This is a genomic window from Streptomyces sp. SM11 (assembly GCF_002910905.1).
In the GTDB taxonomy this organism is placed as follows: Bacteria; Actinomycetota; Actinomycetes; order Streptomycetales; family Streptomycetaceae; genus Streptomyces.
Genome location: NZ_NEUE01000158.1, coordinates 1 through 24,817, shown reverse-complemented (window position 1 = coordinate 24,817; position 24,817 = coordinate 1). Strand labels below are relative to the sequence as shown.

Here is a 24,817-nt window from a genome sequence, read left to right as displayed (position 1 = left end):
GCCCGACTCGCGTCGACGGCCCGTTCGGCGATGCGGCGGGCCAGCTCCGGGTCGGCCGCCAGCGCCCGCCGCGCCTGCTCGGTGACGACGTCGAACACGCGGGCGCCCGCCTCGTCGTTGCGCAGGGTGCGTTTGGTCTGGCCGTCGAACCGCGCGTCCGGGATCCGGATCGCGATCACCGCGGTCAGCCCCTCCAGGATGTCGACCGCGGTCATCTTGTCCGCGGCCGGGCCGAGGCGTTCGGCCACCACCCCGGCCAGCGCCGCGCGCAGGGCGTCCACGTGCGACCCGCCCAGGTCGGTGCGGATGGTGTTGACGTAGGCGAAGATCTGCTCCGCGTACCCCTCGGTCCACTGGACGGCGGCGTCGATCACGCATCCGTCCCCCGCCCAGGAGATGGTGGTCGGCTCGGCGTGCACCTTCTCGGCGTCGCGGGCGCGGTAGGTGAGCAGGCCCCGCACCCCGGTCATCTCGCACAGCGACTCGTTCCGCCCGGTGCGGTGGTCGATGAGCTCGACCCGCAGGCCCGGGTGCAGATACGCGATGTCGAGCAGCCGGGCGTGCAGCAGCTCCGCGTCGAGCACGCAGGAGGAGAAGATCTCCGGGTCGGGGCGGAACCACACCCGCGTGCCGCGGCGGTCGCTGTCGCCGCCCCGCTTGAGCGGGGTCTCGACCGAGCCTCGGGCGAACGACTCGCTGTGGTGCGCGCCGTCGCGCCACACGTCCAGCCGCAACCACTGGGACAACGCGTTCACGCAGGCCAGGCCGACACCGTGCAGCCCGGCCGAGGTCGCGTACGAGGAGTGGTCGAACTTGCCCCCCGAGTGCAGCGTGGTGAGCACGAGCTCACACGCCGGGACCCCGGCCTCCGGGTGCGGGTCGGTGGGGATGCCCCGGCCGTCGTCGGTGACCGAGCAGGAGCCGTCGTCGTGCAGCTCCACCGAGATCGCGCCGCAGTGACCGGCGGCGGCCTCGTCCACGGCGTTGTCGACCAGTTCGAGCACCAGGTGGTGGGCGCCGTCCGGGCCGGTCGACCCGACGTACATCGACGGGTTGCGGCGCACCGCCTCAAGACCGGAGTAGACGGTGATCGCCTCGGCGTCGTATGCGGTGGTCATGGCGCTCCGTTCCCGGCGAACCGCGGCTCGTCCAGCCCGGTGAGGGCCTGCTCCAGCCGGTCCACGTGCGTCTTCTTCAACGTGCACAGCGTCTCCAGCCAGCTCGCCAGATCGGCCACGCCGTCCATGTGGGCCCGCGCGGCCAGGCCGGGATAGCGTTCGGTGGCCTCCCCGAGGTCGCCGCTGATCGCCGCGGCGAGGTTACGGCGGGTGTCGCCCAGCGCACGGCCGGTGCCCGGGTCGTCGCCGCCCAGCAGGTCGCGCAGCAGATCCAGGTGGCCGTGGGCGGCGCAGGCCACGCTCTCGGCGAGCTCGCCGAACACCCGGGCCGCCTCGGTGTGACCCTCGATCTCGGCGACCTGTGCGAAGTAGGTGTACCGCGCCGCGGTGGCCGCCTCGGCGAGGAACGCGGCCCGCACGCCGTCGGCGGGGGACTGATCCGGTTCCATGTCAGACCCTCGTTCCCGAGACGACGGCGAACAGCATCCGGTCGGTGATCCGCCCGCCGGTCTCCACCACCGCGTGGCGTGCGCGGAACGCGGGTGACGCCCGTGCGTAGCGGTCCCGGATGGCCTCCCGCGCGTCCTCACCGATCGCGCCGTTGTCCGACCACACGTCCACGTCCTCCACCGACACGTACCGCTGCGACCGCACCGGGTCGCACCCCGCGCCGACGAGCAGGGCCTCGACATCGCCGGGCCGGAAGAAGTGCCGCCGGGCCGGGTTGCGCAGCCGCAGGATCTCGGCGTACTCGTCGCGGTCGTCGTCCCCGTAGGCGCACAGATGGGTCAGCACGGCCCGCCCACCCGGCCGGGTCACCCGCACCATCTCCCGCACCGCGTCCGGCAGGGTCATGAACTGGATCCCCTGACGGCAGACCACGATGTCGAACGCGCCGTCGTCGAACGGCAGCTCCTCCGCCGGGGCGATCACCAACTCGTCGAGCACGTCACGCGCCTGCTCGGCCATTTCCGGCGTGATGTCCACGCCGGCCAGCCGCCGCACCCGCCCGGCGAACAGCCTCGACACCAGCCCGGTGCCGCACGCCACGTCCAGGACCGCGTCGCCCGGCCGGGGCGCGGCCGCGGACAGCATCAGCTCGCCGAGCGCGTCGTCGGTGCACCACGAACTGGACCGGTCATAGGTGCTCGCCCGGTTGGCGAAGTGCGTGCGGACGCTTCCCGATTCGTTCATCTGCTCTCTCCTGCCGGAACAAGGGCGCGGTGGGGCTTCGCGCGGCGGCGCAGCCGGCGGACGGTGGCGTCGCGCCGCCAGCGCCGGAAGTGGTTGCGGTCGGTGCACAGCGATCGCGCCTCCACCGCCAGCCGCACCGCGAACCCGCGCAGCGCGACGCCGAGCGGACCAGGAGCCGGTTCGTCCAGCGAGGCCCCCTCGAACGGGTAGCGAAGCGTCTCCATCACCCGCGCGGTCACGCTCTCCACCTGCCGCCGCTCCCGGTCGGACAGCCCCCGCCGGTGGGCGCCGATCCGGGCCGTGGTGATCGGGTCGCCCGCCGTGCGCCAGGACGCCGACAGCGACGCGGTCACCCGGGCGTTGCCACTGAGGTGGTGCGTCAGCATCGCGGGCTCGAACGCCTCACCGATGAAGTCGCAGATCGCCCGGATCTCCCGGTCGGGCGCGGACACCAGGTCCTCGTACCGCACCAGGTGCACCACTTGCGGCCCCCACCGCTCCCGGGCCGCGCGGGCGAGCTCCTGTTCGGCCGTCCACCGCAGCGCCATCCGATAGGGGTGGCAGTGGCCGAACACGGCCCGCTTCGCCGACGCGACCACATCGCGGGGATCACGCACCAGCCACAGGAACCGCGCGTCCGCGAGTTCGGCGAGCACCTCGTCGACGTGCTCGACCATGAACGTGCTCTTGCACCCCCACCGGGCCGCGCCCTCCGCGACGCGGTACTGGTCGTAGATCGCCGACACCACCCCGAACAGCGACGGGCCGGCCGCCTCGGCCACCGCGGCCCGGTCGATCACGTGCGGCCACGGGTGGATGTGGTCGCGCAGCAACCACATCGCGTCGCCCACCATCGCGTCGACATCACCGTTGTACGGGATGCCGGACAGGTACCGCATGAAGTGCGGCGGGTGCGGGACCGCGATCCGCGAGTGCGCGTCGAGCACCAGCCGCAGCAGGTTCGACCCGGAGCGTTCGGTCCCGATGATCAGGATCGGGCCGTCCTGAGTGGACACCGGTCAGCCCCCTACCGCGAGCTTCTTCGCACCGCAGTCCATCAGAGCGCTCCCGACCGCGGCCACCTCCGGGTCGGCCACCTTGTCCAATGTGAACCGTTCGGAACCGGGAACCAGCGGCGCGGCGGCGGAACTCCACCCCGTGCGCCAGCCGGTCCCGGCATACGACGTCGACCGCTCGGTGCCGTCGGCCGGCTGCGGGTGGAAGTACTGGAAGTGCTCCGGCCAGTGCTTGAAGTCCATCACCGGGCCGGGCTGATAGGCGTCGTACACACGCTTGTAGGCGTCCCGGCAGACCCGCTCGGGCAGCCCACTCACGTTCAGGAACTCGTCCTCGTGCAGCGCCTGTTCGACCGACAGCCAGTTCAGATGGTCGATCTCGGTGCGAATCACCTTGTTCCGCACCGCGTCCTGGTACACCGTCGTACCGGGCATGGCCGACAGGTACTTCACCCGGGTCACATGGTTGTACTGCTCGGCGAACTGCACCATGTCCGACAGGGACTCCTCGGTCTCGTTCGGCAGACCGACGATGAGCAGCGAGCCGAACCGCACGCCGCCCTCGAACGTGGTGCGCATCGCGCGGACGGTCAGGTTCTCGCTGCTGCCCTTGCGGGCCTCGCGCAACACCTCGCGGCCCAGCGACTCGACGCCGTACAGGATGATGTCCGCACCCGCCCCCCGCATCGCGTCGATGCGCGGTACGTCCATGTCGGCGCACCGGGTCAGGCAGGTCCACCGAAGATCGTGCTGGGAGATCACGTCGCACATCTCGATGGTCTGGCCGCGGTGTGAGCTGAACGTGAGGTCGACGAAGAAGCAGAACTCCACGCCGTACTGGGTCTTCAGCCAGTCGAGGTCGCGGTCCATCTTCTCCGGCGACTTCGCCCGCACCTGCGGGGTGGTGCGGTAGCAGAACGAGCAGTCCATCTTGCAGCCCCGGCTGTAGGACGAGATCACCTGCGGCTGCATGCCGAGCGGCGACCGCGACTGGGGCCACAGGTCGAGCCGCATCCTGGGCAGCGCGTCGAGATCCATCATCTGGCCACGTGGCGGTGTGCGGCGGGGGTTTCCCTTCTCGTCCCGGTAGCAGATGCCCTTGACGGTCGGGAGATCCTGCTTCCACGAGCCGCGGGCGTAACTCTCCATCAGCTCCAGGATGGTGATCTCGCCCTCGCTGATCACCGCGATGTCGCAGTCGGTGTCCGACATGAACACCGACGGAGCGGAAGTGACCAGCGAGCCGCCGCAGATGATGGGTATGTGCGGGTGCGACTCGCGGACCATCGCCATCAGCGCGCGGCAGAACGGGAAGTTGTCCTCGAACGTGCAGACACCGAGCACGTCGGTGCCTTCGATGATCTGCTCGTACGCCGCCCGCAGTGGGTTCGGGGTGTAGCGGACGTCGACGATGCGCACCGGATATCCGGCGTTGTGCAGCACGGTCGAGATGTACGTCGCACCCTCGTAGGGGGAGGTGAGGAAGAACTCCCAACCGCGCGGCATGGTGAACGGCGAGGGCCCGACGACGAGGGTGAACCTCGGCAGCGCGGGATCGGCCGGCACGGGTTCGGCGTCCTGGTTGCGCATCTGCTCGATATAGCGCTGGTCGACGGTGCCGTTCGCGTCGGCATACAGCTCCAGGGCCAGGGACAACTTGCGCGCCATGTGAATGCTCCCTCGCTTCACGGTCGTGGAGTCTCCGCCGCGTAACTGTAGGAGCGGGACGTGCTGTTCGGCACCGGTGTTCATGCCGCGCAGTTCGTCGTTGTCGTACGCGGGAAGCCCGTTGTTAGCCTTCGGGGCCGCTGGCGTCGACAGAGGAATACAGAGGAATCCCGGTGACCACACAGCCGAACATCCTGTTCATCTCCCTGGACACCGTGCGCGCCGACGTGGCCTATTCGGGGAAGTACCCCGGTGTGGAACGGCTGCGCGCGAGCGGGGTCAGCTTCACGCAGGCGATCTCGTCGTGCCCCCTGACACCGGTCAGCCACGCCACGGTGTTCACCGGCCTCCAGCCACCCCGCCACGGGGTGAGGCACCTGTTCCGCGAAGCGCTGGACAAGCGGGTGCCGACGCTGGCGGAGTGCCTGTCGGCGGCCGGGTACACGACCGGCGCGGTGGTGTCCTGCCCCGGCCTGAACCAGTGGTACGGGATCGACCGCGGGTTCGACTTCTACGACGACGAGATCCCGCTGCTGCCGGACGGCCGGGACCCGCTGTCGGTCGGCGACGTGAAGCTGCGCGGGCTGGCGCTCAAGCGCGCGCCGGTGGTGGTCGAACGCGCCACCCGCTGGCTCCAGTCGCTGGACGGCGCCGGCCCGTTCTTCCTGTTCGCGCACTTCTTCGACGCGCACTGGCCGTACGAGCCGCCGGAGGACGTCGGCGTCGAGGTGGCGAACCCGTACGAGGGCGAGATCGCCTACACCGACCACTACGTCCAGCTCCTGCTGCGCCGCATCGCCGAGATGGGCCACGACATCGAGTCGATGCTGGTGGTGTGCTTCTCCGATCACGGCGAGGACCTGGCCGGGTGGTACCCCAACGACCACGCCGGCGACCTCGGCCACCCGTACGAGGAGGGCCACGGCTGCCTGCTGTTCGACGCGACCCAGCACGTGCCGCTGGTCATCAGCGGCCCCGGGGTGCCGGTGGGGATGAGCGTGGACAGCCAGGTGCGGCTGGTCGACATCATGCCGACGGTGCTCGACCACCTCGGGCTGGACCCGCTGACTTCGGACGGTGCCTCGTTGACCGAGTTCTTCGAGGGCGGCACCGGGGCGTCCCGCGAGGCGTACTCGGAGACCTACTTCCCGCAGGAGCGGGCCGCCGCCTCGGACGACTACCCGGACCTGAAGGCGCTGCACGCGGTGCGGGCGGACGGGCGGAAGGTGATCTGGGAGGCGGACGGGCGGCAGGTGTGGGCCTACGACCTCGCCGCCGATCCCGACGAGCTCGGCGGGCGGGTTCTCGTGTCCGACGAGGAGGCGTGAAACCAGGAGGGACCTCGGCACCTCGCCCGGTCCGCCGGGTACTGATCGCGAGCACGATCGGCACCGCCATCGAGTGGTACGACTTCTACCTGTACGCGACGGCGTCCGCGCTGGTGTTCGGCCCGCTGTTCTTCCCGGGATCGTCGGCAGCCGGCGGTGTGCTCGCGTCGTTCGCCACCTACGCGGCCGGGTTCGTCGCGCGCCCGCTGGGCGGCCTGCTGTTCGGCCACTTCGGGGACCGGGTGGGCCGCAAGTCGATGATGGTGTGGACGCTGCTCGTCATGGGCATCGCCACGTTCGGCGTCGGCCTGCTGCCCACCTATGACACGGCCGGTGTCCTCGCTCCGGTCCTGTTGGTGACGTTGCGCGTCGCCCAGGGCATCGGCATCGGCGGCGAATGGGGAAGCGCGGTGCTGCTCAGCACCGAACACGGCCCGCCCAGACGTCGGGGATTCTTCAGCAGCTGGCCCGCGATGGGCTTCGCGCTGGCGTTGTTCGGCAGCAACCTGACCTTCGTGCTGATCTCCCAGCTGCCCGAGGAGGACTTCCTGACCTGGGGGTGGCGGCTGCCGTTCCTGGGGTCGATCGTCTTGGTCGGCATCGGTATCTGGGTCCGGCTGGGGATCGAGGAGACACCGGAGTTCGTACGTGGCCGGGCGCAGAACCGTCCCGCCCGGGTGCCGGTGATCATGGTGCTGCGGCGATGGCCGCGCCGCGTGGTGATCGGTGTTCTCGCCTCGCTCGGCACCGGGTCGGTGATCGCGATGTTCACTGTCTTCCTGGTGGCGCACGCGGCGAAGTCCGGGCCGGAGGTGCGGTCCACCGTGCTGACCGTGCTGATGATCGCGGCCCTGGGAGAGTGCGTGACGCTGCCGGTGTTCGGCGCGCTGTCCGATCGGTTCGGCCGCCGGCCGGTCATGATCTTCGGCTACGTGGTCGCGGTGGCGGCGATGATCCCGGCGGGCGCCTGGCTGTCCTCGGGCGATCCGCCGCTGGTCGCCCTGGTGCTCGTCCCCGCGCTGACCATCGCGCACGGCGCGATCTACGGTGGCCTGGCGGCGTTTCTGGTGGACCTGTTCCCGACCATGGTGCGGTTCTCCGCGATCGCCGTGACCTACCAGGTGGGCGTCACGATCTCCAGCTTCTGGCCACTGGTCGCGGTCGCGATCACCGGTGGCTCGTCGTCCCTGCTTCCGGTGATCGCGCTGTTCGCGGTGGTCCAGGCGGCGGCGGCGATCGCCGTGGCGTGCGCGCCGGACTCACGCGCTGACGCGGACCTGGTCGCGGACCCGGCAGGCGAGCGCCGACCAGTCGGCCGCGCAGTCCATGGCGAGGTCGGCGACGACCGGTGACCAGCGCTGGGGGACGGCGGCGGCGAGGCGGTTCCACTGCGCGGTGTCGAGGGTGTTGGCGTCGAGCAGCCGCAGGAGCGCGCGGCCGATCTCGGAGAACCGCAACGACGGATCGGTGCGCAGCGAGAGCAGGAACCGGTCTCGTTCGGCGCGAGGCGTGCCGGTGGTGCCGTCGTCACCACCGGTGTTGTTGCCCGGTGTTTCGTTTTCCGGTGTGTTGTATTCCGTGCGGTGTCCGGTGGAAATGCGGTACCGCGGCGGAATGGGATCCTCGCCGCGGCGCATTCTTTCCCGGACGTCCCGGGCGGTGCCGACCGATATTCCGGCGATTCGGGCGATCGCCCGCAACGAAAGATCCGGGTTGTTCGAAATCGCCTGACTCGCCGTCATGCGTCCGTGGGAGGCGTCGAGTGGCCGAACTTTCCCGTCGCGGCCGAGACGGGTGTGCAACTGACCAATTTCCCCGGTTGTACGCTGCCGGATCGCGGCCACCGTCTTGGTGGACAATCCTGCTGTCGACGCGATCAGGCGGTCCGACAAGTGCGGATGCGACGAGAGGATCCGGGAGGCGGCGGCGGTGCGGTCGGCCAGCGTCAGCGGCAACCCCTGGGTCACGTTGGCGCTCACGGCCAGTACGAACGCGTCCTCCTCCGTGCCGTCGACGAACCGCACGCCGATGGTGGCGTCCCCGCGTGACTTGGCCGCACGCAGGCGGTGCACGCCGTCGATCACCTGCATGGTCGGCCGGTGCACGAGGATCGGCGGGAGGTCGTCCGGGCACTGCGCGAGCGCGCTGACGTGGTCGGGACTGGAGCCGGCGACCCGCACGAGACACGTTTCGGTCACCTGATCGACCGGCACGAACGTCGGTGTCGTCTCCGTTGGCTGCGTACCCAGCGATGTCCCGCTCATCCGAACTCCTCCAGATGGGCCAACCCATTTCCGAGCACGGCATGGTCACGCTCGGCAGCGCGTAACTGATCGGATCTTGGGAAGCGGCTAACAAGATACTGGCCAGGTTATGTCACTGAACGGACCGGCGAGACAAAGTTTCCCTTAGTAAGTTCTCATAATTTCCCTTGCGGTCGGCGCATCGGGTGAGCGCCGCGGAAAGCACCTCGTCGACCTCGTTGACACCGATCCGCGTCATGAGACAGAGTTCCCCCCGTTCCCTTCTCATAGATTTCCGTGGGTCACGGAGTGTGAAACGGCAGTGGACGCGCGAATAGATACGGTGAATTCCCTACCGGACGGGACGATGGTGGGGATGTTCCGGCGCCAGGTGGTCCGGGCCCCGGAGTCGATCGCGGTTGTCGCCGCTGACGGCACGCTCACCTACGGTGAGCTCGACGCCCGCGCTTCCGCGGTGGCGGGCGGGCTGCGCGACCGCGGGATCGGGCCGGACGACATCGTCGCCGTCGCGATCCCGCGCGGCGCGGACATGGTGGTGGCCGTCGTCGCCGTGCTCTCCGCGGGAGCCGCGTACCTGCCGGTCGACTCCACCCAACCGCGGGACCGGGTGGTCGCCGTGCTCGCCGACGCCCGTCCCGCCCTGGTGCTGACACCGGGCGAACTGCGGGCGCTGGAGGCCGCGGCGGTGTCCGCCGCCCCGGTGGCGGATCCCGATCCGGCGTGCGCCGCCTACGTCATCTACACCTCCGGCTCGACCGGCGAGCCCAAGGGCGTGGTCGTTCCCCATACGGGGATCGCTCATCTCGTCGCGGCGCAGCGGGAACGCTTCGGTGCCCGACCGGGTGCCCGGGTGTTGCAGTACGCGTCGGTCGGCTTCGACGTGGCCGTCGCCGACCTGTGCATGGCGCTGCTCACCGGGGCTACGCTCGTTCTCGCGCCGCCCGAGGGCCTTCCCCCCGGCGAACCGTTCGCCCGGTTCATCGCCGAGCACGGCGTCACCCACGTGTGCATGCCACCGAGCGCGCTCGCCACCCAGCCGGACATGGCGCTGCCGTCGGTCGCCTGCCTGATCGTCGCGGGGGAGGCACTGGGTCCGGAGCTCGTCGCCCGATGGTCTGCCGGCCGCCGGATGATCAACGCCTACGGACCGACCGAGACGACCGCGTGCGCCACCACGAGCGCGCCGCTCGCCGACGGCCCGGTGGTGCCGATCGGGGCGGCGATCCCCGGCACCGAACTACGGGTGCTGGACGAGACGTGCGCCCCGGCCGCCGAGGGCGAGCTGTACATCGGCGGCGCCGGGGTCGCGCGCGGCTACCTCGGCCGCCCCGGACCGACCGCACAGCGGTTCGTCGCCGACCCGTGGGGGCCGCCCGGGTCGCGCATGTTCCGCACCGGCGACCTGGTCCGCGTGCTGCCAGGCGGTGACCTGCTGTTCCTCGGCCGGGCCGACGATCAGGTGAAGATCCGCGGCCACCGGGTCGAACCGGCCGAGGTGGAGGCCGCGCTCGGCGCTCACCCGGCGGTGGCGCGGGCGGCGGTCGTCGCCCGTGCCGGACCGTTCGGCGCCTACCTGGTGGGCTACGTGGTGCCGCGCGGGACGAGCGTGCCGGACCTGCGCGCGCACCTCGCCGAGCGGCTGCCGGCCCACCTCGTCCCGGACATGATCGAGGTGGTCGGGCATTTCCCGTTGACCCCCAACGGAAAACTGGACCGGGCCGCGTTCGCCGAGCCCGCGCCGCGGGCGTCGGGCGCGCTCGCCGACGACCTCGCCCGGTTGTTCGCCGAGGTGCTGTCGGTGGATTCGGCCGCGCCGGACGACGACTTCTTCGCCCTCGGCGGCACCTCGCTCATGGCCACCGCGCTGGTCAGCCGGATCCGGCTCGAACTGGCCGTGGACGCGTCCGTGGCCACCGTGTTCGACGCCTCCACACCCGCCGAACTCGCCGAAGCCCTGTCCGCGATGGACCCGGCGGCCCCGGTGGACTCGGCCAGGGGCCGGACATGAACGTCGTCATCGTCGGGGCGGGTATGGCCGGAACCATGCTGGCGATCCGGCTGGCCCGCCGCGGCCACCAGGTGGACGTGGTGGAGCGGCGCGGCGACCCACGCGGCACGAACGGCCCGGAAGCCGCGTCGATCAGCGTCGGGCTGTCCGAACGCGGACGAGCGGCGCTGCGCGACATCGGCCTCCTCGAAAAGGCCTTGGCCCAAGCGGTTCCCATGCGCGGGCGGATCGTCCACCACAGCGGCCGGGTCACCTACCAGCCCTACGGCGCGGACGACACCGAGGTGCTGCACGCGGTCCGCCGCCACGACCTCAACATCGCCCTGCTCGACGCCGCCGAATCGGTTCCCCGGGTGCGGCTGTGGTTCGGGCAGCGCGTCACCGGCCTGGCCGGTACCGAGGTGCGGACCCCGGCCCGGACGTTCTCGGCAGACCTCGTCGTGGGCGCGGACGGCGCCTACTCGACCGTGCGCGGGCACCTGCACCGCCGGGTGCGCGCCCGGTTCCACCAGACGCACCTGGACTGGGGCTACCGGGAGTTCACCATTCCGGCCGTCGACCGACCGGAGGCGTTGCACGTGTGGCCGGGCAAGCGGGGACTGGTGGTGGCACACCCCAACCCGGACGGATCGCTGACCGGCACCGTGTTCCTGCCGTTCGACGGCGACACCGGGTTCTCGGGGCTGCGCGACCCGGCGCGGGCCGGGGCTTTCCTGGCCGACGAGTTCGGCGATCTGACCGATCTGGTGCCGGACCTGGTCACGCAGTTCCTCGCGCACGAGCCGGGCAGTCTGGTGTCGGTGCGCACCGCGCCGTGGCAGCACGACCGTGTCGTCCTCGTCGGCGACGCCGCGCACGCCGTGTTCCCGTTCTACGGCCAGGGAATGAACGCCGCGTTCGAGGACTGCGCGGTGCTCGACGCGTGTCTCGCCGAGCACACCCCGAACGACGCGCTCGCCGCGTTCGAGGCCCGCCGCCGTCCGCACACCGACGTGCTCGCCGAGTTGTCCGCGCGCAACTTCGTGGAGCTGCGCGACCGGGTGCGGTCGCCGGTGTTCCTGGCCCGCAAGCGGATCGACTTCGCGCTCGGCCGCCTGATACCGGGGTGGCGGACGCTGTACGCGATGATCAGCCACAGCAGCCTCCCGTACGGCGACGCGCTCGCCCGGGCCCGACGCCAGGACCGCCTCCTCGGTGGACTCGCCGGGCTCGGCGGAGTCACGTTGCTCGCTGCGGCGCGGCGGAAGCGGAGCGGGAGATGCTGAGCCACCCGACGGGTGACGTCGCGCTGTTCGAGCCGGATGACCCGGACCTGCCTGCCGACGCCGGGGTGGTGCTGGCGTGGGCGCGGTCCTACCTGTGCCGACCGCACCCCGATCTGGGGCGGGGCGGCGACGTCTGCCCGTACACGGCCGTCTCGCTGGAACGGGGCGGGCTCTTCCTCGCCGTACACCCCGGACGGCCGGACCTGCGGGCGGTGATGACCGCTTACCGCGACTGGTTCCCCGACCTGCCGCCGCGTGAGGGGCCGCAGGCCAGATACCGGACGGTCCTGGTGGTGCTGCCGGACGTCACGCCCGGGGAGATCGACCGCACGCAGCGGGAGCTGAAGCCCGGGTTCGTGGAACGCGGCCTGATGATCGGTGAGTTCCACCCGGGACCGCCGTCCGCGCCCGGTCTGTGGAACGCGGCCTTCCGGCCGATGCGCAGCCCGCTGCCGTTGCTGGCGGTGCGGCACATGGTGTCCGCCGACGCGCCGTTCCTGCGGGCGGACCCGGAGCAGCTGGCGGCGTACCGGCGCCGGTTCGGAGATCGGGGAGCGTTCCGATGACGGTCCCGCTCCCGCCCGGAGCCCGGCGACTGTGGTTCCTCGAGGCGTTCGCCGATGGCGCACCCCTGCACAACAACCCGGCGGTGTTCCGGTTGGCCGGCCCCGTGTCGGTGGACGCGCTCCGCCGTGCGGCGGATCTGGTGGTGGCCCGGCACCCGGTGTTGCGAACCACATTCGACGAGGTCGACGGCGAGCCGGTCGGCCGGGTGGGTCCGGTGGGCGCCGCGGATGTCGTGGTGCGGACGGTGCCGGCCGCGGACGCGGAGGCGTTCGCGGCGCGGGCCGTACGGGAGCCGTTCGACCTGCGTACCGGTCCGTTGTTCCGGATCCGTCTGGGCCGGATCACTCCGACCGACCACATACTGGTGATCAACACACATCACGCGGCCGTCGACGGTAGGTCACTGTCGGTGCTGTGCGGGGAGATCAGTGCCCTGTACGCCGACCCGTCCCGGCCACTGCCGGATCCTGGAGCGCCGCCGGACATCACCGACCACGACCCGTCCCGCCGCGTGTCCGATCTGGACGGAGTGCCGGACCTGCTCACCCTGCCGACCGACCGGCCCCGCCCGAGGATGCGGGCCTTCCGGGGGGAGCTGCGCCGCCACGCCGTCCCCGAGGGGCTCACCGCGCGGGTCGACGCGCTCGCCCGCGCCACGCGCGCCACCCGGTTCGTCGTGCTGCAGGCCGCGTACGCCGCCACGTTGGGCACGACGGCGGGTCAGGAGGACGTAGTGGTCGCCACCCTGGTGTCCGGTCGGCCGGGGCCGGAGTTCACCGGCGTCGTCGGAATGTTCGTGAACCCGGTGCCGTTGCGGGTGCGGATCGGCGGCGATCCCACGTTCCACGAGCTGGTGGCCAGAGCCCGCCGCGCGGTATCGGCAGGACTGGGCAGCGCGGCAGTCCCGTTCGACCGGATCGTCGAGGCGGTCGGCGCCTCTCGCGACCCGAGCCACGCGCCGCTGTGCCAGGCGCACCTCGTGATGCAGGACCCACCCGAGGTGGTGCTCCCCGGCGTGCGGGCCGACCGGATGCTGCCGGACACGGGCACGGCCGACGTCGACCTCACCGTGATGGTGGAGTCCGGTGGTGCGGAGATGGCAGTGGTCACCGAGCACGACACGGACCTGTTCGACGGTGCGACGGTCGACGGTGTCGCCGGGCGGCTGCTGGCCTTGCTGGACCGTGCGTGCGCCGACCCCGACCGCCGGCTGTCGGCGTTGACTGCAGGGCCTTCGGTGGTGGCTGCGCCGCCGGCCGGGCCGGCCGGTGCTCCGGCGCCGTCGACCGTGCTGGAGCTGATCCGGTTCGGCGCGGACGGCCTCGCGGTGGGTGCGTTGTCCTACGCCGAGCTGGAGCGCCGTTCGGCGGCGCTGGCCTCGGTGCTGCGGGCGAAGGGCGCCGGGCCGGAGGCGTGGGTCGCGGTGGACCTGCCGCGCGGCACGGACCTGGTGGTGGCCGTCCTCGGGATCTGGCGGGCGGGCGCGGTGTACGTGCCGGTGGAACCGTTGTGGCCCGAGCCGAGGCGCCGGGCCGTCACCGGGGCCGCCCGCGTCGTGCTGACCGAGATCCCGGACCTGCCGGAGGAGTTCGAGCGCGTCGATCCCGGAATCGCACCCGAGTCACTGGCGTACGTGCTCCACACGTCCGGGTCGACCGGCTGCCCGAAGGCGGTGGGCGTGCCGCACCGCGCGGTGGCCGGAATGCTGGCCCGGTCGACGGCTCTGGTGGGGCTGGGCGCCGGGGACGTGGTGGCGGCCATGACCTCCCCGGCGTTCGACATCTCGGTGTGGGAACTGGTGGGGCCGCTGACGGTGGGCGCCCGGGTGGCGGCGGTACCGCCGGAGATCGTTGTGGACGGTCCCGCGCTGGTGCGGCGTCTGATGGCCGAGGCGGTCACGGTCGTCCAGGTCACCCCGTCGGTGTGGGCGGTGCTGGTGGCGGCCGGGGGGGTGCCGGAGTCCGTGCGGGTCCGGGTGTCGATCGGGGAGGTGCTGACGCCGGAGCTGGCCGGGTCGCTGGGCGGGGCCGAGCTGTGGAACGCGTACGGCCCGACCGAGACGACGATCTGGTCGACCGCCGAGCGGGTGCGCCGAGGCAGCAGGTTCGGCATCGGCGGCCCGCTCGACGGTGTGGCCATGCATCTGCTGAACGCGGGCCTGCGACCGGTTGGCGACGACGTGGTCGGCGAGGTGTACCTGGGGGGTTTCCCGCTGGCGCGCGGCTATCTCGGCGCGCCCGGCCGGTCGGCGACGAGGTTCGTCGCCGACCCGTTCTCGCCGGTCCCCGGCGCGCGCATGTACGCGACGGGCGACCTGGCGCGGCGCCGGCCGGGCGGTGTCGTGGAGTTCGTCGGGCGGGTGGACGCGCAGCTCAAGGTGCGTGGTCACCGGGTCGAACCGGCCGAGGTGGAGGCGGCACTGCGGGCGGATCCGGAGGTCGCCGACGCCCGCGTGGCCGGTGACGGTGACCGCCTGGTGGCCTACGTGATCCCGGCCGCCGGGCGGCCCCGCTGGCCGAGGGTGCGGGAGCGGCTGAGCCGTGCCCTTCCCGCCTACTTGGTGCCGTCGGCGATGGTGTCCGTGGACGCGTTCCCGTTGACCAGCTCCGGAAAGCTGAACGTACGAGCGCTGCCCCCACCGGCGGAGGATGCCGCCGCCTCTGAACCCCACCCGGGTCTGGAGGCCACGATCGCGAAGATCTTCGCGGGCCTGCTGGCTCGCCCGGTGAACCGCGACGACGATTTCTTCCTGTCCGGCGGCCATTCCCTGGCGGCGGTGAAGGCCGTCGCCAGGATCGGGGCGTCGGTCGGCGTGGAGGTGACGATCAGAACCCTGTTCGCCAACCCCACCGTCGCCGCCCTGGCCGCCGCGATCGATGCGGGCCAGGGCAATCCCGGCACTCCGGAGATTCCGAGGTCGGTGCCCGCTCCACCAGGACGGCTGTCCGGCCCGCAGCACGGACTGTGGATCATCCACCAGGCGGGCCAGGACAACGGCACCTACGTCGTGCACGCCGCGGTCCGGTTGGAGGGTGCGCTCGACGAGGCGGACCTGCGTGCCAGGTTCGCCCACACCCTGGCCACCCATCCCGTCCTGCGATCGGCGATCGTCGTCCATGACGACACCCCCCGGCTGAGCGCGGCGCCATGCACGGACGAGTTGTCGGCGAGGGCCTGGCGCACCACCGATCTGAGCGCTCACGCGGACCCGTGGCCAGAGGCCGAACGCCTGGCCACCCGGGACGCCGACCACCCCTTCGACCTGACCCGGCGCCCGTTGGTGCGAGCCCACCTGATCAGAACCGCCCCCACGACGCATCTCCTGACGGTCACCGCTCACCACATCATCTGCGACGACACATCGATGTCGATCCTGCTGACGGCCCTGACCACCGTGGATCCGATCGCCTCGCCCCTGTCCGGTGGCACGGATGTCCAGGAGCCGAGGGCCGCACTCAGCTCGAAGACCAGCGCACCGGGACCACCGGCCCCCGCGCCGGCAGCCGTGGGTCCACGGCAACGAACCACCGAATTCTGGGCTGAAGCACTCCGTGACGCCCCGCCTGCCTCCGGACCCTCGCCGGACCACCCGTACGGCACGGCCCCCACCCCCACATCGGGCGGATCGCCGCACCTGGAATCCGGCCCGGGCCCGGCTCACCCCCGCCGCGCGGGCGCTGCCCCCGGTGCCACCCACCGGTTCACCGTCCCGGCCGGGCTCTCCCGCCGCTTCGCCACCTGGTGCCGGGGCGAGAGGGCCACCACCTTCGCCGGTCTCCTCGCCGTCTTCGCCATCGTCTCCTCCACCCGGGACGGTGGCGTGGACCTCGTCGTCGGTGCCCCGGTCAGCACCCGCCCGGCCGGGTGGGACGACGTGATCGGCATGTTCGTCACGACCCTCCCGCTCCGGCTCCGCACGAACAGTCGAGCCACCCCCCGCGACCTGCTCGCCGACGCCACCGGGGTGGTGGCCGACGCGATGGATCACGCCGACATCTCCCTGGCCGACATCCTCACCACGCTCCCCACCCCACGGGAGGACCACCCTCTGTTCCGGACGATGCTGGTCCTCAACCGCGAGACGGCCCCCGTCACCTTCACCGGCCTGACCACCACCCCGCTGCCGATCGACCGCGCCACCAGCCGTTTCGACCTCACGCTCCACGTCAGGGAACGCGAGGGCGACTGGCCCGCCCTCATCGACTACCGCACCGACCGGTACGAGGCGGACACGATCCGCAGGATCGCCGACCAGGTGCTGGCGGTCATGGAGGCCGTGGCCCGCCACCCCGGTCTTCCCCTGGCTCACCTGGACCTGTTGTCCCCGGCCGACAGCGCCGTCCACACCGCCCTCGGCACCCGGTCCGATCCAGCCTCCCCCGGTGGACCGGACACGCCGTCCACCGGCCCGGCCGTCCACACCCGACCGGCCGCCACGACCGTGGTGGACCTGATCGCGGCCCACACCGCCCGGACCCCTGACGCCACCGCCGTCCTCGACCTCGCCGCCACGCCCCTCACTTACCGCGACCTGGACCGCAGATCCTCAGCCGTCGCCCACCACCTGCGCGAGGCCGGCATCCGGAGCGAGGACCCGGTCGCGATCACCATCCCGTCCAGCGTCGACGCGATCATCGCGATCCTCGGCGTGCTCAAGGCGGGCGGATGCTTCGTCCCCATCGACCCCGCCCAGCCGCCCTCCCGCCAACACGCCCTGATCACCGCCAGCGGTGCGAGGACCGTCCTGACTCGCGACGCCCTCCCCGCCACCGGCCACCACGAACCGACGCCCATCCACCCGTCCCAGCTCGCCTACGTCGTCCACACCTCCGGCTCCACCGGCGAACCCAAGGGCGTCGAGGTACAGCACGACAGTCTCCTCAACCTCACCACCGCTTTCATCTCCGAACACGGACTCACCGCCGCGCACCGCCTCCTCATGGTCCCGCCCCCGCACTTCGACGCCGCGTTCGGCGACATCTTCCCGGTCCTCGCGGCCGGGGCCACCCTGGTCATCCACCCCGACCCGGGCGGCCTCACCGGACCGGACCTCCTCGGGCTCTGCGCCGAGCACCGAGTGTCCGCGGTGGACACGGCGGCTCCCCTCTGGCAGCGCTGGGTTGCCGATCTCGCCGGGGAACGCCTCCCGTTGGAGATCATGATGGTCGGCGGCGACATCGTCCCGGCGGCGACCGTCCGCGCGTGGGCGAAGCACGGCATTCCCCTGCACAACCACTACGGCCCGACGGAAGCCACCGTCTGCGCGACCAGCCATCGCACCGTCGACGGCCGCGAGCACCCCACCCGACTGCCGATCGGCCGCCCGCTGCGACACGTCCGCGTCCACCTCCTCGACCGGGCTCTGCGCCGGGTGCCCGTCGGCGTGGTCGGTGAGGTCTACATCGGAGGGACGGCGCCCGCCCGGGGGTACCGGGGAAATCCGGCCGCGACCGCCGCGGCGTTCTTCGCCGACCCGTACGGCGACCGCCCCGGCGCCCGCATGTACCGGACCGGCGACCTTGCGAGGCTGAACCCGCACGGCACGCTCGATTTCGTCGGCCGGGCCGACGACCAGGTCAAGATTCGCGGCAACCGGGTGGAGCCGGGGGAGGTGGCGGCCGTACTCGCCGCGCACCCGGCCGTCGCGGAGGCCGTGGTGGTGGCCAGGGGCGACCGCCTCATCGGCTACGTCGGCGCCCCGACCTTGACCACACCCACCCGGAAAGCGTCCGATCCGACCACCCCCGGCTCGCGGGTTGCCGTCCCGGATATTCCCGGCCTGCGCGCCTTCTGCGCCGACCGCCTGCCCGCGTATCTCGTGCCGGACACCGTGGTCGTCCTCGACGCCCTTCCCACCCAAAGCACCGGCAAGGTCGACAACACCGCTCTCCCCGAACCCCCCACCATCCCCTCCGTCCCGGCGGATCCGCCTCGGACCGACACCGAGCGAGCCGTCGCCGCCATCTGGGCCACCGTTCTCGACAAGTCCGACATGGACCGCACCGCGGACTTCTTCGCCATCGGCGGACACTCGCTCATCGCTGCCCACGTCCTCGCCGCCGTCCGCGACCGCCTCGGCGTCACGGTGCCGATGCGCACACTGTTCACCGCCTCCACCGTGGCGGCGTTCGCGGCAGCCATCGATGACGGTGCCTCAGCGGACCTGCCCACGGTCGACCGGTTGCGCGCCGACGCCGTCCCCCCACCCGAGATCCGGCTCCGCACCGTCCACCCACCCGGCGTCCCCCCGGCCGGCACACCGAGCCGGATCCTGCTCACCGGCGCCACCGGCTTTCTCGGCCGCCACCTCCTCGACCAGCTCCTGGCCCGGACCGACGCCCGGATCCACTGCCTCGTCCGCCAGGACTCGATCGATCGGCTGCCGGTCACCGACCGCGTGATCCCGGTCCCCGGCGACCTGTCCGCACCCGGCCTCGGCCTGTCCACAGAGGATCACGACACCCTCACGACCGTGGACGCGATCTACCACAACGCCGCGGTGCCGCACTTCGCCGCGCCCTACCATGCCCTCAAACCCGCCCACGTCGACGCCACCGCCGCGATCCTGCGCCTGGCCGGCGACAGCGGCGCCCCGCTGCACTTGATCTCCACCCTCGGCGTCTTTCTCGGTGCCGCCCACGACGGCCGCGTCGTCACCGAGGCCGACGCCCCCACCGACCCGAGCGGCCTCACCAGCGGCTACGACCTCAGCAAATGGGTGGCCGACGCCATGGCCGCCGCCGCCCGCGGTCACGGCCTGCCCGTCTCGATCCACCGCATCGCGGCCATCGTCGGCGACACCGCCACCGGCGCCGCCGACCCGCGCTCCGCGTTCAGCCGCTGGCTGACCGGATGCGTCGCCGCGGGCGCCGTCCCGGACACCGCCGAGGTGCTGGACATGGTGCCCGTGGACACGGTGGCCGCGGCGATCGTCGCGCTCTCACAGGCCCCGAACCACCTCTGCCGGGACCACCACTACCACGGTGACAGCGGCCTCACCCGTACCGCCCTCGCCGCCGCCCTCACCTCGGCCGGTCATCCGACCGAGGTGGTGCCGTACCACCGATGGCGGGAGCGGATGCTCGCCGACCCGGCCGGGCCTTTCGCCCCGCTCGCCTTCTCCCTGCCCGAACGCCCCCGCCCGCACCCGCGGTTCGACTGCTCCCGCACCTGGGCCGCCGCGGCCGGGGCGGGGGTGGGGTTCCCCCCGGCCGACGAGCGAATGCTGCGCAGGCACCTGGACTTCCTCACCGGTGCCGGCGCGCTTTCCGGAAGTGGATGATCATGCCATTGCCCGAAGAATCCTCCGGTGTCCCGGCTCCGGTACTGGACCGGCTCGGCGCGGCCGGGTACCGGGCCATGATCGCCGGTGTCCGGCTCGGGGTGTTCACCGCGCTGGAAGCCGGCCCGCTGTCCGTCGAGGAGCTGGCCACCACGATCGGCGGTGACCCGGCCGGGGTGCGCAGCCTGGTGAATGTCCTGGTGACCTTCGGCTACCTGCGGCACGACGAGGACGGGGTCACGACCGCCGCGACACCCGGCCCGGTGGACGTCGAACTGTTCTGGCACGAGGTCCTGTTCGAGCACTGGGCCGACATCGAGGACACCATCCGTACCGGCACGCCCCGCCGTGGCTTCTACACCTGGCTGCGCGAGCACCCCGCCACCGCGGCCCGCCTGCGCCGGATGCTCGCCGGCGCCGCCGCGGACCTGGCCGACGACATCGCCGCCGCGCTGCCTCCCGCCGCGACCGTCCTGGACATCGGGGGCGGCCACGGCGACCACACCGTCGAACTGTGCCGCCGCCGCCCGGACATGCGGGTCACCGTCTTCGACCTGCCCGAGACGATCACGGCCCTCCGCGAAGACGCCCCGCCGGACCGGGTGACGGCGCGGGCAGGTGACTACCTCACTGACGACCTGGGTTCCGGGCACGACCTGGTGCTGCTGTTCAACGTCCTGCACGGCCACCGCCCCGAGGAATGCCGTGAGCTGTTCCGGCGCGCGGCGAAATCGTTGTCCCCCACGGGAAGCATCGCCATCCTCGACCACGACCGGGAACCACCTGCCGGGCTGGGCCCGGCCGCGGCCGGGTTCCTCGGCATGTTCGACCTGACCCTGTGGCAGGGCCACGCCGGCGGCGTGCACCGCTACGCCGACCTCGCGGCATGGCTGGGCGAGGCCGGGCTCACCGAGACGCGGGTCGAGCCGCTCGCCGCGTCCCCGCTGGAGAGGCTGCTGATCGCCGGTCGGCCGTCGTGACCGCCGACCCGTACCCGGGCTACGCCTGGTTGCGCGAGCACGACCCGGTCTGCCCCGTCGGCGGCCCGCACGTCCCGGGCCGGATGTGGCTGGTGACCCGGTACGACGACGTCCGCGGCTGCCTGGCGGACCGCCGCCTGGGCAGCGCCGCCCCGGTCAACCCCGACCCGCACCCGCCCGGTCTGTCCCATCTGGACGATCCCGGACACGCCAGGCTGCGCCGGCTCGTCGCCGCGGCGTTCACCCCCGCCGCGGTGTCCCGCCTGCGCGATCGCACCGCCCGGACCTGCGCGCACGCCGTCGAGTCGTTCGCCGGGCGGGGGCGCGCGGACCTCGTGGCCGAATACACCCGGGAGGTCCCGGTCGCCGTCATGCACGACCTGCTCGGCGTCCCGGAAGCCGAGCGCGCGCCCGCCGCCGACGTGCTGGACATGTGGTACCGCGCGAAGTTCCAGCAGCCGCGCGACGAGGCGAAGCTGGCCGAGCTGGTGGGCTACGTCAGGAAGCTGGTGGCCTACAAACGATCGCACCCGGGGGACGACCTGTCGACGCGGTTGATCGCGTCGGGCGCGCTGACCGGGGACGAGCTGGAGGTGATGGCCATGACATTGATCGGCGCCGGTCACATCACCACGATCCAGTTCCTCGGTACCACCATCCTGCGCATGCTCGGCCACCCCGCCCGACGAGCTGCCCTGCTCGGCGGCGACATCGACTGGTCCCGGGCGATCAACGAGCTGCTGCGCCTGGACTCGCCGTCGCACGTGGCGGAGTACCGGTATGCGAGCGAGGACATGACGATCGCGGACGCCTGCGTGGGAGAGGGCGAGGTGGTGCTGCTGTCGCTGGCGGCGGCGAACCGCGACCCGAACCGGTTCCCCGACCCCGACGCCCTGGACCTCACCCGTGATGCCCGCCCGCACCTGGCGTTCGGCCACGGCGCGCACACCTGCCTGGGCAGCCATCTGGTGAAGCTGGAGACGGAGATTGCGATCACCACGTTGTTCGGCCGCCTGCCGGACCTGACCCTGGACATCCCGAGCGGCGAGGTCGACTGGGGCTACGCCCCGACGTTCCGCGGCCCCCAGGCCCTCCCGGTCACGTTCACCCCCCATGAGCCAAGAACCTCGTCTCTGCCGGGGGACGCGACGGATCGTGGGAACTCGACCAGGTAGTCGGGTCTCTGAAGGTCTATCCGGATGCGGTTGGACGGGCTGACTGACGAGCCCCGCTCCGGCAGGCTGGCTTCGGTCCCGGCGAATCCACTGACCTGAAGCTTCCCCGTGATCTTGGACACTCGATGGTTATGCCGCGAGGGTGTGTCGGTGCCGTTGGCGGGTCTCGGTCGGGGTGAGGTAGCCGAAGACCTTGTGTCTGCGCAGTCGGCGCCGGTTGTAGAACGTCTCGATGAAATCGAAGACGTCGGCACGGGCGGTGGCCCGGTCAGGCCAGACGCGGGTGCCGATCTCTTCTTTGAGCAGGGCCCAGAAACTCTCCGCGGCGGCGTTGTCGAAGCAGGACCCGGTGCGTCCGCAGCTCTGGCGGAGTTCCAACTCCCTTATTTGGTCCTGGAATCGGGTCGAGGTGTATTCGCTGCCGCGGTCGCTGTGGATCACGCAGCCGGGTTGCAGTCCACCGCGGCCGTGGGCCATGTCCAGTGCATCGAAGACGAGATCGGCGCGGTGGTGATCGGCCATCGAGTAGCCGACGACCTCGCGGGTGGCCAGGTCGAGCCAGCAGGCGAGGTAGAGCCGGCCCTCGCCGGTGGGCAGGGCGGTGATGTCGCCGACCAGTTTCGTGCCGGGCGTTTCGGCGTGGAATTCGCGGCCGATCAGGTCCGGGGCCGGCCTGGCCTTCTTGTCCGCTCGTGTCAGCGAACGGCGCTTGCGGCGGGTCACGCCCTGGATGCCGTGCTCGCGCATGAGAGGGCGACCCGTTTACGGTTCACCGCCCGTCCCAGACGCCGCAGTTCGGCATGGACGCGCGGGACACCATGGGTCTGGCGCGAGCCGACGTGGATCACGGTGATCTCGTGCACCAGGGCCTGGTCGGCGGCCCGGCGGGCGGCCCGGGGCTTTGCCTCGGCGAGCCAGGCATAGAACGGGGAACGGGCCACCTTGAGCAGGCGGCAGAGGAAAGCGACGCCGTGGGTGGTCTTCTCCGCCTCGATGAACGCATACGTCTCGTTCACCGATCGCTCTCCTTCGCGAAGAAGACCGCGGCTTTTCGCAGAACCTCGATCGTCTTGGCCTGCTCGGCGTTCTGCCGACGCAGGCGCTTGAGCTCCTCGCGCTCGGCGGTCGTGAGTTCTTTCGGGGCGCCCTCGCCACGGTCGGCCTTGGCCTGGCGGTACCAGCCGCGCAGGGACTCGGAGCTGATGCCGAGTTCCCGGGCGACGGCGGTGATCGTCTTGCCCGTGGAGTCGACGAGCGCAATGGCGTCCCTCTTGAACTCCGCGGTGTACCGCTTCGTGTGCCTGCTTCCCACCTGGTGCTACTTCCTCTGGAATCTCAGGTCCCAGTCTCCAGGTGTCCACGATCAAGGGGAAGGTTCAGCTTCAACTCCTACGGCCATCTCGGACACAACTCCTACGGCCAGACCACCTACGCTGCCCAAGAGGAATACGCTCGCACCGCAGCGGCAGAAAAGATGCGGCAGTCCATAGCAGCTGAAAAGGCGCGACAAGAAAAGAATCGGAAAGGAGCCGGCTTCTGGAAGAGTGTCGGGAACTTTTGGAACGCTCATCGCGCGACAATTCTTGCGGTCGCATCAATTGCGGTACCAGCGCTGATTCCGGTCGCGATGGCAAGCGCCGCCGTGGATGCGTACGCTGACTTCTCGAAGGGCGACTGGGTCGCAGGAACTCTGGATCTAGTTGGAATTGCCGGGGGCGGTGCGGCAATCAAGCTCGGTAGGATGGCGTACCGCGGGGCATCGGCGCAGAGTGCACTAGTGTCTCGTGATCCTGTCGTTGGAACTTGATGGCGCGTCGCTTCGTTAGCCTGTTGTGGATCTCTCTTCCGAACAGATCGATGAGCTGCGGGAGTTGGCGGGCAGCCGTCATGCCCCTGCCGATGCCGCTCTGCGGGCCCGCCTGGTGCTGTGGACGGCCGAGGGGCGGCGACGCAAGGACATCGCCGAACTCGCAGGAGTCGCACCGAATACGGTGGACCGCGCCAAGGCCCGTTACCTCGTGGGCGGGATTGCCCAACTGGCTTCCCGGAAACCCGGCGGCGGACGCGATCAGGTCCCCGCGACCACTCGGGCCCGGGTGATCGCATTGACGAAGACAACCCCGCCGACGGAATCGGGGCTGTCCCACTGGTCCACGCGGACGCTGGTCAATCACATGAAGCGGCGCGAGGGCATCTCGGTGTCCTGGCACTACGTCGCCCGCATCTGGCGGGAGGAGAACCTCAAGCCGCACCGGAACGGCACCTTCAAGATCTCGAAGGACCCCGCATTCGCGGACAAGGTCGCCGATGTCGTCGGCCTGTACCTGGCCCCGCCCGGCGGCGCGGTGGTGCTGTCCATTGACGAGAAGACGCAGATACAGGCGCTGGACCGAACCCAGCCGGTACTGCCGGTCACCTTCGGCGCGGGCGAGAAGCGCACCCACGACTACGTACGGCACGGCACCACCAATCTGTTCGCCGCCCTCAATGTCCATACCGGTGAGGTGACCGGCGAGTGCAGGCCGAGCCGGAACGGGGCAAGCTTCCTCGCCTTCCTGAAGAAGGCGACCAAGCCGCACGCCGGCAAGGAGATCCATGTCGTCCTGGACAACCTGTCCACGCACACCACGCCGGAGGTGAAGGCATGGCTGGAGAAGAACCCCCACATCCGCTTCCACTTCACTCCCATCGGTTCCTCATGGTTGAACCAGATCGAGATCTGGTTCGGGATCCTGACTCGGCAGTCCATTCGCCGGGGCACGTTCTCCAGCGTCAACGTCCTGGTCAAGCAGATCCGCGACTACATCAACTCCTGGAACGAGGACGCGAATCCCTTCACCTGGACCGCGTCCGCCGAAGAGATCCTCGCGAAGGTCCGCGTCGTCCAGACCAACATGAAGAAACTCGTTAATAACAACTCAAACTGACACGATCAGGATCACGAGACACTAG

18 protein-coding genes are annotated in these 24,817 nt (G+C 71.1%); 9 read left to right on the top strand and 9 right to left on the bottom strand.

Translation table 11 applies throughout. The features are described 5' to 3' along the window. The 5 genes from B9S58_RS39035 to B9S58_RS13805 form a co-directional block, all read right to left on the bottom strand. The coding region (locus B9S58_RS39035) for an ATP-binding protein (protein ID WP_258044480.1) at window positions 1–1,118 on the bottom strand (1,118 nt) is incomplete at its 3' end. Further along, entirely contained in the window at window positions 1,115–1,567 is a 453-nt protein-coding gene (locus tag B9S58_RS13820) for a rubrerythrin family protein (RefSeq protein WP_103532414.1), read from the bottom strand. The genes B9S58_RS13820 and B9S58_RS39035, both read right to left, overlap by 4 nt. Window position 1,568: 1 nt before the next feature. Then, window positions 1,569–2,312 (bottom strand): class I SAM-dependent methyltransferase, encoded by a 744-nt coding sequence (locus B9S58_RS13815; RefSeq protein WP_103532413.1) that lies wholly within the window; start codon window positions 2,310–2,312, stop codon window positions 1,569–1,571. Then, window positions 2,309–3,328 (bottom strand): sulfotransferase, encoded by a 1,020-nt coding sequence (locus B9S58_RS13810; protein ID WP_103532412.1) that lies wholly within the window; start codon window positions 3,326–3,328, stop codon window positions 2,309–2,311. The genes B9S58_RS13815 and B9S58_RS13810 overlap by 4 nt, the downstream gene beginning before the upstream one ends. A 3-nt stretch (window positions 3,329–3,331) precedes the next feature. After that, window positions 3,332–4,996: a B12-binding domain-containing radical SAM protein gene (locus B9S58_RS13805; RefSeq protein ID WP_103532411.1), complete on the bottom strand. Its 1,665-nt coding sequence runs from the start codon at window positions 4,994–4,996 to the stop codon at window positions 3,332–3,334. Window positions 4,997–5,169: 173 nt separating this feature from the next. Here B9S58_RS13805 and B9S58_RS13800 point away from each other — a divergent pair, with 173 nt between their 5' ends. Both B9S58_RS13800 and B9S58_RS13795 read left to right on the top strand, forming a co-directional pair. After that, a complete protein-coding gene (locus B9S58_RS13800; protein ID WP_103532410.1) occupies window positions 5,170–6,324 on the top strand; it encodes a sulfatase in 1,155 nt (384 codons plus the stop codon). Next, entirely contained in the window at window positions 6,321–7,676 is a 1,356-nt protein-coding gene (locus B9S58_RS13795) for an MFS transporter (RefSeq protein ID WP_103532409.1), read from the top strand. Before B9S58_RS13800 ends, B9S58_RS13795 begins: the two co-directional genes overlap by 4 nt. Here B9S58_RS13795 and B9S58_RS13790 read toward each other — a convergent pair. Then, window positions 7,584–8,588, bottom strand: coding sequence for a ParB/RepB/Spo0J family partition protein (locus B9S58_RS13790; protein WP_103532408.1), 1,005 nt, complete (start codon window positions 8,586–8,588; stop codon window positions 7,584–7,586). The genes B9S58_RS13795 and B9S58_RS13790 overlap by 93 nt on opposite strands. Before the next feature lie 346 nt (window positions 8,589–8,934). Between B9S58_RS13790 and B9S58_RS13785 the strand changes: the two genes are divergently transcribed. Genes B9S58_RS13785 through B9S58_RS13760 form a run of 6 tightly spaced genes read left to right on the top strand, consistent with a single transcriptional unit; the run spans window position 8,935 to window position 21,865 of the window. Continuing rightward, entirely contained in the window at window positions 8,935–10,596 is a 1,662-nt protein-coding gene (locus tag B9S58_RS13785) for a non-ribosomal peptide synthetase (protein ID WP_103532407.1), read from the top strand. Beyond that, entirely contained in the window at window positions 10,593–11,861 is a 1,269-nt protein-coding gene (locus tag B9S58_RS13780) for an NAD(P)/FAD-dependent oxidoreductase (RefSeq protein WP_103532406.1), read from the top strand. The genes B9S58_RS13785 and B9S58_RS13780 overlap by 4 nt, the downstream gene beginning before the upstream one ends. Then, window positions 11,855–12,427 (top strand): DUF6875 domain-containing protein, encoded by a 573-nt coding sequence (locus B9S58_RS13775; protein WP_103532405.1) that lies wholly within the window; start codon window positions 11,855–11,857, stop codon window positions 12,425–12,427. Before B9S58_RS13780 ends, B9S58_RS13775 begins: the two co-directional genes overlap by 7 nt. After that, window positions 12,424–19,710 (top strand): non-ribosomal peptide synthetase, encoded by a 7,287-nt coding sequence (locus B9S58_RS13770; RefSeq protein WP_103532404.1) that lies wholly within the window; start codon window positions 12,424–12,426, stop codon window positions 19,708–19,710. Before B9S58_RS13775 ends, B9S58_RS13770 begins: the two co-directional genes overlap by 4 nt. Before the next feature lie 2 nt (window positions 19,711–19,712). Beyond that, on the top strand, window positions 19,713–20,690 hold the full coding sequence (locus B9S58_RS13765) for an acetylserotonin O-methyltransferase (RefSeq protein WP_258044476.1): 978 nt from the start codon (window positions 19,713–19,715) through the stop codon (window positions 20,688–20,690). Continuing rightward, window positions 20,687–21,865, top strand: a complete 1,179-nt coding sequence (locus B9S58_RS13760) for a cytochrome P450 (protein WP_103532402.1) — start codon at window positions 20,687–20,689, stop codon at window positions 21,863–21,865. Before B9S58_RS13765 ends, B9S58_RS13760 begins: the two co-directional genes overlap by 4 nt. A 129-nt stretch (window positions 21,866–21,994) precedes the next feature. On the opposite strand, the gene B9S58_RS13755 is transcribed toward B9S58_RS13760, so the two are convergent. From B9S58_RS13755 to B9S58_RS13745, 3 genes are read right to left on the bottom strand one after another with little or no spacing between them, the layout of a single operon-like run. After that, on the bottom strand, window positions 21,995–22,612 hold the full coding sequence (locus B9S58_RS13755; protein ID WP_103532401.1) for an IS3 family transposase: 618 nt from the start codon (window positions 22,610–22,612) through the stop codon (window positions 21,995–21,997). Then, window positions 22,585–22,881, bottom strand: coding sequence for an IS3 family transposase (locus tag B9S58_RS37955; protein WP_181009301.1), 297 nt, complete (start codon window positions 22,879–22,881; stop codon window positions 22,585–22,587). Before B9S58_RS37955 ends, B9S58_RS13755 begins: the two co-directional genes overlap by 28 nt. Next, complete coding sequence (locus B9S58_RS13745) at window positions 22,878–23,177, bottom strand: transposase (protein WP_103532400.1); 300 nt, start codon at window positions 23,175–23,177, stop codon at window positions 22,878–22,880. Before B9S58_RS13745 ends, B9S58_RS37955 begins: the two co-directional genes overlap by 4 nt. A 520-nt stretch (window positions 23,178–23,697) precedes the next feature. Between B9S58_RS13745 and B9S58_RS13740 the strand changes: the two genes are divergently transcribed. Then, entirely contained in the window at window positions 23,698–24,792 is a 1,095-nt protein-coding gene (locus tag B9S58_RS13740) for an IS630 family transposase (protein ID WP_103531692.1), read from the top strand. Window positions 24,793–24,817 lie beyond the last annotated feature (25 nt).